Genomic DNA, 7591 nt, shown 5'->3' on the forward strand with positions numbered 1-7591 from the left:
TTCCGGGCGCGGGCGGGCCGGTACCCCTCAAGCCGTACCGTTTCGGCACCCACGACCACCACGTCCGCCAGCGCCCTCAGGGTGCCGAAGATCCGCATGTCCAGGTCCGATGACAGCTGCTCCGAGCGGCCGTCGTGCTGGGCGGCACCGTCCAGCGAGGAGACCATGTTCGCCCGCAGCCAGGGCCTGTCGGCCCCTTCGGGACCGCCCCCGGGATAGGCGTAGGCGTCGGCCAGCTCGTCCAGGGACCACTCACGGTCCTCGGATGTCCGGCCGGTCACCTCGGGTGTCTGATCGGTCACAGGGAACAGGCGTCGCATATGAGGCAGTGTGGCACGCGGCTTACAGTGGGGAATTGTGTCGACCCGTGCCCGTTCCATACCCGAAGCGACCCCGCAGTCGCTCTGTGCCCGCGAGCCGTATGTCCCCGCCGACCGGCTGGTCGCCGAGCTGGAGCCGCCACCGCGCTTCGACTCCGTACGGTTCGACACCTATATCCCCGACCCCGCCCGGCCCAGCCAGCGCGAGGCGGTCACCGTCCTCGACGCGTTCGCGGCGGGCCTCGGCGGCGCCCGGGCGAGCGGCTCGGGCCGACGCCGCTGGTTCGCACGGAAGCCCGCCGCCCCCGCAGGCCCGCGCGGTGTCTATCTCGACGGCGGCTACGGCGTCGGCAAGACCCATCTGCTCGCCTCGCTCTGGCACGCCACCCCGGCCCACTCCTCGCTCAAGGCGTTCGGGACCTTCGTCGAGCTGACCAATCTGGTCGGCGCGCTCGGCTTCCAGGAGACCGTACGCACCCTCAGCGGGCACCGGCTGCTGTGCATCGACGAATTCGAGCTGGACGACCCGGGCGACACCGTGCTGGTCTCCTCGCTCCTCGGCAAGCTGGTCGAGGCGGGGGTGGCGCTGGCCGCCACCTCCAACACCCTGCCAGGGAAGCTCGGCGACGGCCGGTTCGCCGCCGCCGATTTCCTGCGGGAGATCCAGGGGCTCGCCGCGCACTTCCGCCCGCTGCGCATCGACGGCGACGACTACCGCCACCGGGGGCTGCCCGAGGCACCGCTCCCGTACTCCGACGAGGTCGTCGCGAAGACCGCGTACGCCACCGACGGCGCGTCCCTGGACGACTTCCCCGCGCTGCTGGAGCATCTGGCCCGGGTGCATCCGAGCCGGTACGGGGCGCTGGTCGAGGGCATCACCACGGTCTGTCTCACCGATGTGCGGCCGGTGCCCGACCAGTCGACGGCGCTGCGGCTGGTCGTCCTCGCCGACCGGCTGTACGACGGTGAGGTGCCGGTGCTCGCCTCCGGGGTCCCCTTCGACCGGCTGTTCAGTGACGAGATGCTGAACGGCGGGTACCGGAAGAAGTACTTCCGGGCCATCTCCCGTCTCACCGCACTGGCCCGTGACGCGAAGCGGCTCCCGGAGCAGTAGGTTCGGAGACGTAACGCAGCGTAGGTTCGGGGGCGTAACGCAGCTCGGGGCCCAACCCGGCTCGGAACACTACCCAGCTTTCCATCAGAAGGGATTCACACCATGGCCACCACACGCACGGCGCACACGGTCTGGGAAGGCGAACTGCTCAAGGGATCGGGCATCGTCACCTTCGACTCCTCCGGCATCGGTTCCCAGCCGGTCTCCTGGCCCTCCCGCGCCGAGCAGGCCAATGGCAAGACCAGCCCCGAGGAGCTGATCGCGGCGGCTCACTCCAGCTGCTTCTCGATGGCGCTCTCGCACGGTCTGACCGGCGCCGGCAACCCGCCGACCCGGCTGGAGACCAAGGCCGATGTCACCTTCCAGCCCGGAGAGGGCATCACCGGTATCCATCTGACCGTGCGCGGCGAGGTGCCCGGTCTGGACGCGGCCGGCTTCGCATCGGCCGCCGAGGACGCCAAGAAGAACTGCCCGGTCAGCCAGGCGCTCACCGGCACGACGATCACGCTCACGGCCGAGCTGGTCTGAGCCCCTGCGCTCCTGCGCTCCTGTGACGGAGGTGTCGCGCCACCACGGTGACTGTGGTGTCGCGACCTCCGTGACCGCGGTGTCGCGCCACGACACATGAGGCACGGTGGCCCGCACGGTTCACGCGGCTGAGGTTGCGTGATACACACGTGCGGGTCACATCTCTGTCCCCCAGCAGGGAGTTGCCTCATGGACCCCATGGAAACGACGCGGCGTCAGGTCCTGGCCCGTACGGGCGCGGTGAGCGCGGGCATCGCGTTCACCGGCGCGCTGAGTGAACTCTTCGCGGGCACGGCCGCCGCCCGAGGCCACCACGGCTACGGCCCGCTCGTCCCCGACCCCGCCCAACTGCTCGACCTGCCGGAGGGGTTCCGTTACCGGGTCCTCTCCCGCGAGGGCGCACCCCTGCTCTCCGGCGAGGGCCCCGTCCCCTCCAACCCCGACGGCATGACCGCCCTCCCCGGGCGGCGCGGCCGGGTGCACCTCGTACGCAACCACGAGAACCGCCACTCCGCCCGGCTCGGCGTCCCGACCGTCGAAGGGCTCACCTACGACCCGGCGGCCAAGGGCGGCTGTACCGTCCTGGAACTGGACGGGCGCGGCGAAGTCCGCTCCGAACGGGTCGCGATCGCCGGGACCGCCGTCAACTGCGCGGGCGGGCCGACCCCGTGGGACACCTGGCTGACCTGCGAGGAGAACGAGGACAAGGCCGGCACCAACGGCTACACCAAGGACCACGGCTTCATCTTCGAGGTCGACGGCGCCGATCCGCACCGCACCGGAGCGGTGCCGCTCACCGCGATGGGCCGCTTCCAGCACGAGGCCATCGCGCTCGATCCCCGGAGCGGTATCGTCTACGAGACCGAGGACGCCTTCGACCGCCCCTTCGGCCTCTTCTACCGCTTTCTGCCCGAACTGCCGCTGGCCGGGCCCGGCTCACTGCGCGCGGGGGGCGAACTGGAGGCGATGCGGGTCCCCGGGGTGCCCGATCTGTCAGCGATCGACGAGCCCGGCGCCCGTTTCGACCGGATCGAATGGGTGCCCGTACCCGACAGCCAGGCCCGGCAGACCCCCATCCGGCTCCAGGACTTCGGCCCCCGGGGCATCACCCACGCCCAGAAGCTGGAGGGCTGCTACTGGGGCGGGCGCTCGGTCTACTTCGTCTCCAGCTACGCGCGCAGCAGGGAGGGTTCGGCGGGTGACCACTTCGGCCAGGTCTGGAAGTACGAGCCGTACCGCCGGCGCCTCACGCTGGTCGTCGTCTTCGGCCCGCGTACGGACATCCAGCTCCCCGGCGAGTCCCCCGACAACATCTGTCTGGCACCCAGCGGCGGGCTGATGGTGTGCGAGGACGGGGACGGCGCCCAGCACGTCTACGGGCTGACGAAGCGCGGAGAGGTGTACGAGGTGGCCCGCAACCGGCAGACGATCGGCACCCCCGAGGCACCGGAGTGGGGTGAGTTCGCGGGGGTCACCTTCTCGCCGGACGAGGAGACGATGTACGTCAACTGCTACCGCCCGGGGACGACGTTCGCGGTGACGGGCCCCTGGGGTGAGGGCGGCCGGGCGGGGTGACGGTGGCCGGGCCTTCCGGTGACGGTGGCCGCGCCCTGGGGTGAGGGGGCGCGGCCGGGCCCGTACGGCGGGTGGGATCAGGTGCGGGGGCGCGGGCGCAGTCCCGGGGGCGGACACCCTCCGGGTGACTGTCGCGCGCACCCCCGTGCCTCGAAGGGTGGGCGGGCCCGGTCCGTCATCCGTCGTCTGTCATCCGTTATCCGTTCATCCGTCAGTAGTGGTTCTGCTGGGTCTCGTCTTCCTCGTCGCCGTCCTGCCCCGGTCCCTGCCCCTGCCCCTGGTTTGCGCCACCGCCGTCGGCGCCTTGGTCGGCACCGCCGTCAGCGCCACCATCCGCGCCTTGATCCGCGCCACCGTCGGCACCCTGGTCCGCGCCGCCGTCAGCGCCCCCGGCACCTCCGCCCCCGCCGCCGTCGCCGATCCGGGCACCCACCGCCTCCAGCGCGGTGCTCACCGGCTGGAAGAAGGTCTCGCCGCCCGTGGTGCAGTTGCCGCTGCCGCCCGAGGTGAGGCCGACGGCGCTGCCGTCCTGGGTGAAGAGCGCACCACCGCTGTCGCCCGGCTCGGCGCAGACGTTCGTCTGGATGAGGCCGGTGACGGTTCCCTCGGCGTAGTTCACCGTGGCATCGAGGCCGGTGACCTGGCCGTCTCTGAGCCCGGTGGTGCTTCCCATACGGAAAACCTCCTGGCCCACGGCGGCGTCGGCCGCGCGGTTGATGGCGACGGTCTGGCCGTTGCCGGCGTCGACCGCGCTGGGGGCGTTGAAGGCCGGGTCGTCGTACTTGACGAGGGCGAAGTCGCCGACGCCGGGGAACACCGCTTCCTGGACCGTACCCACGGGTGCGCCGTTGGGGTCCTCGGACCACTGCTGGGCGGTGACAGCGCAGTGCCCCGCGGTGAGGAAGCCGGGTGTGCCGTCCTGGGTGGTGACATTGAAGCCGAGCGAGCAGCGGGCGCCGCCGCCGAAGATGGCGTCGCCGCCTTCGAGGAAGGTCTTGAACGTCCCGGCCGACTTGCGGATACGGGCGACGCCGGGGCCGAGGTCCCGTACCGCCGATTCGAGCCTGTCCCACCGCTGACCGGAGACCGTACGGTCGGCGGTGACGAGGACCTGGTTGTTTCTGGGGTCGACGGCCCAGGATGTGCCCGGAATCGTCGCCTTCCGGCTCAGAGTGGACTTGGCCGCGAGGAGGGTGGTGGCGTTGTTGCGGACCGTGCGGGCCACCGCTCCGGCCTCGGCGACCCGGCGGGCGAGCTTGTCGTCGTCGGAGGCGACATTGACGACGAGCTGCCGCTTGCGGGCATCGTAGTAGCCGCCGCCGTACGCCTCGCCGAGCTGCGGTCCGAGCTGCCGGACGAGATCCACGGCCGACGCCGCGCTCAGCTTTCTGACCTCGGGTTGGGACCCGGAGCCGTCCTGCCCGGCGTACGCCTGGGGCAGCAGCACGGCCGCCGCCGCGATGGCGATGGCACTCGCTCCCGCCAGAGCGGCCTTCCGCTTGGGTATTCGCCTGTGACTCAACTCGCCGCCTCCTGTGGGGGGTCAAGGACTCCGGCGTCTCCGGTGCCGATGGGCACCCGGGGGACGCGTCCGACCCTTGATACGCACGGAGTGCGCGGTTCCACTCACCGAGGAGGCAGAAAAGTTTTGGCGACGGTCCCTCAGGGGGCGGTTCAGAAGCGTCTCAGGAGGGCAGTTCGGTGCCGCAGCGGGCGCAGTAACGTGCGCCGATGTCCTCCGACGGACGGTCGCACGCCGGGCAGATCCGGCTGAGCAGACAGGCCGGCTCGCCCCCCTCGGCGGCGGGCCCACTGCGGACGAAGAGCCCCGGCCGACGCTGGTGCGCGGTGACGTACACGAGTCCGCCGGGCCCGGCGGAGACGGCCCGTCGGGTGCCGTGCGGGAGCCACGCCACACCGCCCGGCTCCAGTGGCTGGCGGACGGTGTCGCCGGTGGCCAGTTCGCCACTGCCGGTCAGTACGCACAGCAGGACGTCGAGGTCCGGTTCGACATGGGCGTCCACCTGTCCGCCGGGCGGTACGCGGACGATGTTCGCGTCCAGTTGGCGCCCGGCCGCCGTCAGCCGCCACAGGGCTCCGCCCCGGTCGGCGGGGGCGGCCCGTACATCCGCCATACCGGCGAGCACTCCGGCCGTGGGGGGCGGTGTGGGGGGCATCGTGGGGGGCACCTCCATGTCACTCCTCCTGTCATCGACCGTGGACCGATGACCGCTGTACGCCGACGACCGCTGTACGCCGGTGCCCGCCGTAGCCGGTGACCGGTGACCGGTTCCGAACGGGCGCCATCATCCCATCGGCCGCGGCTCGTCCAGGACACACGCACCCGTTGGGATGGACCTCCCCCCGAGCCACCCCCGACACGACAAGTCATATCCTCATATTGATGGAATGGTCGGATATTTTCCGCCAGTGATCATTCCCGTACGAAGAATCGCGGCCCTGGCCGTCCTCTGCGCCGTCCTCGCCGGCTGCGGCGACGACACCGACCACGCCCGCACGCCCGCCCCCGCCCGGACCACACCGGCCACCGCCGCCCCCCTGCCCGGCAAGCCCGGCCCTCCCCCGCCGCTGACCCCCGTCTTCCAGCGCGCCGCCCCCGCCCCGCGTACGGCGGACAAGACCGTGGCGCTCACCTTCGACGCGGACATGACCGCCGATCAGGGCCCCCGGGCAGCCCGTGGCGAACACTTCGACAACCCCGGCCTCATCGACGCCCTACGGCACCTGAAGGTCCCCGCCACCATCTTCATGACCGGCCGCTGGGCCGAGGAGTACCCGGCCCAGGCGAAGGCCATCGGCAACGACTCCCTCTTCGAGATCGCCAACCACTCCTACAGCCACTACGCCTTCACCCCCTCCTGCTACGGCCTCCCGGAGATCCCCGGCCCCGGCATGCTGTCCGACGTCTCACACGCCTTCACCGCCTTCCGCAAGACCGGCGCACGCCACGTCGTCCCGTACTTCCGCTTCCCGGGCGGCTGCTACAACGAGGCCGCCCTCCGCGCCATCGCCCCCGCGAAAGTGACCGCCGTGCAGTGGGACGTCGTCAGCGGCGACGCCTTCGCCACGGACGCCGCCGCGGTCGCCGACCAGGTCCTCGCCGGAGTCAAACCCGGCTCCGTCGTGGTCCTCCACTGCACCCGCAGCGCCGCCCCCGTCACCGAGGCCGCGATCCGCCGCATCGTGCCCACCCTCCGCGAACGCGGCTACCGCATGGTCAAGGTCTCCGAGCTGATGCGCGCGTCGCGGTAGTGGCCCGTCCGGGGTGCCTGATATCTCCTCCCGCCGGTCCGCTGGGCCCGCCCAGCCCGATTTCGTCTGTCTTGAGTACCTCGGCCCCTGCCTCTGACAGGATGGGGCGATGAGATCTCCTTCCGGTCAAGTAGTGGCAAAGCCCATCTGACACCGCAGGTCAGGAAGGGTGGTCCCCGCGCGAGCGGGGGTGGTCCGTGCTCGATGCGCACGATCTCAGCTCCACGTATGTGGTCCCCGCGCGAGCGGGGGTGGTGCCGGTGAGGAGAGGGAGGCGGGGGCCGGGTGCGTCGTGGTCCCCAGGGGACCGATCCATGCAACGGCCCCGCCGCTGAAACGTCTTCAGCGGCGCGGCCTGGCCGCCCCTGGGCAGAGCTTCCGCGAAGAGCGGCGGGAGGGCGCTCGGCGTGTGGCCCTTCGTCTCGGACGCGATCACCCTGACGGGTCACGGCCAACCGCCAGAGCGGCGGCGCGCTGCCGCCGGTAGACAGCGATGGGCAGTACGAGCGTGGTCTCGTTCAGCGCGTACGGGCGTACGAGCGCGGTGTCCTCGCCCCGCAGCGGTGCTTGGCGTTCGAGGACATGGCGCGGGGTCGGGGTAAGCCAGAACGGTGACTGCGGGTCGGGGGCCGACGCCGTAGCCAGGTCGGCGGCGACTGGCTCGGGGGCGGGGGCGGGGGTGCGATGGCGGTTGAACAATCGGCGCAGGGCGGCGAGGACAGGGCAGTACATGGGTGCTCTCCCAATGGTGCTGGCAAAGGTGGAAGGGCCCCGGTCCGTC

At 71.5% G+C, this 7591-nt stretch carries 7 protein-coding genes and 1 pseudogene; 4 read left to right on the forward strand and 4 right to left on the reverse strand.

From position 1 onward, the window contains the following. Positions 1 to 320, reverse strand: a 320-nt coding sequence (locus ACWF94_RS27260; RefSeq protein WP_453493852.1) for a dihydrofolate reductase family protein, incomplete at its 3' end; no start/stop codon positions are given. Between the two features lie 37 nt (positions 321 to 357). Here ACWF94_RS27260 and zapE point away from each other — a divergent pair. From zapE to ACWF94_RS27275, 3 genes are all read left to right on the forward strand, one after another. Continuing rightward, positions 358 to 1434 carry a cell division protein ZapE gene (zapE, locus tag ACWF94_RS27265; protein WP_453493855.1) on the forward strand — a complete coding sequence of 359 codons (1077 nt, stop codon included), beginning with the start codon at positions 358 to 360 and terminating at the stop codon, positions 1432 to 1434. Between the two features lie 102 nt (positions 1435 to 1536). After that, a complete protein-coding gene (locus ACWF94_RS27270) occupies positions 1537 to 1962 on the forward strand; it encodes an OsmC family protein (RefSeq protein WP_453493858.1) in 426 nt (141 codons plus the stop codon). 198 nt (positions 1963 to 2160) lie between these two features. Next, complete coding sequence (locus ACWF94_RS27275; RefSeq protein WP_453493871.1) at positions 2161 to 3537, forward strand: alkaline phosphatase PhoX; 1377 nt, start codon at positions 2161 to 2163, stop codon at positions 3535 to 3537. Between the two features lie 211 nt (positions 3538 to 3748). On the opposite strand, the gene ACWF94_RS27280 is transcribed toward ACWF94_RS27275, so the two are convergent. Further along, a complete protein-coding gene (locus tag ACWF94_RS27280) occupies positions 3749 to 5059 on the reverse strand; it encodes a S1 family peptidase (RefSeq protein ID WP_453493861.1) in 1311 nt (436 codons plus the stop codon). Between the two features lie 163 nt (positions 5060 to 5222). After that, complete coding sequence (locus tag ACWF94_RS27285; protein WP_453493865.1) at positions 5223 to 5732, reverse strand: cupin domain-containing protein; 510 nt, start codon at positions 5730 to 5732, stop codon at positions 5223 to 5225. Positions 5733 to 5946: 214 nt separating this feature from the next. Here ACWF94_RS27285 and ACWF94_RS27290 point away from each other — a divergent pair, with 214 nt between their 5' ends. Further along, a complete protein-coding gene (locus tag ACWF94_RS27290) occupies positions 5947 to 6810 on the forward strand; it encodes a polysaccharide deacetylase family protein (RefSeq protein WP_453493868.1) in 864 nt (287 codons plus the stop codon). 432 nt (positions 6811 to 7242) lie between these two features. Here ACWF94_RS27290 and ACWF94_RS27295 read toward each other — a convergent pair. Then, positions 7243 to 7591, reverse strand: a pseudogene (locus ACWF94_RS27295) (hypothetical protein); the annotation flags it as partial.

Source organism: Streptomyces sp. NPDC055078 (assembly GCF_053607985.1).

What these genes read in the sequence shown, in the direction of transcription:
- ACWF94_RS27270 (WP_453493858.1), top strand. Translation starts at nt 1,537, where the DNA reads ATGGCCACCACACGCACGGCGCACACGGTCTGGGAAGGCGAACTGCTC.
- ACWF94_RS27275 (WP_453493871.1), top strand. Translation starts at nt 2,161, where the DNA reads ATGGAAACGACGCGGCGTCAGGTCCTGGCCCGTACGGGCGCGGTGAGC.
- ACWF94_RS27285 (WP_453493865.1), bottom strand. Translation starts at nt 5,732, where the DNA reads ATGGAGGTGCCCCCCACGATGCCCCCCACACCGCCCCCCACGGCCGGA.
- ACWF94_RS27290 (WP_453493868.1), top strand. Translation starts at nt 5,947, where the DNA reads ATGGTCGGATATTTTCCGCCAGTGATCATTCCCGTACGAAGAATCGCG.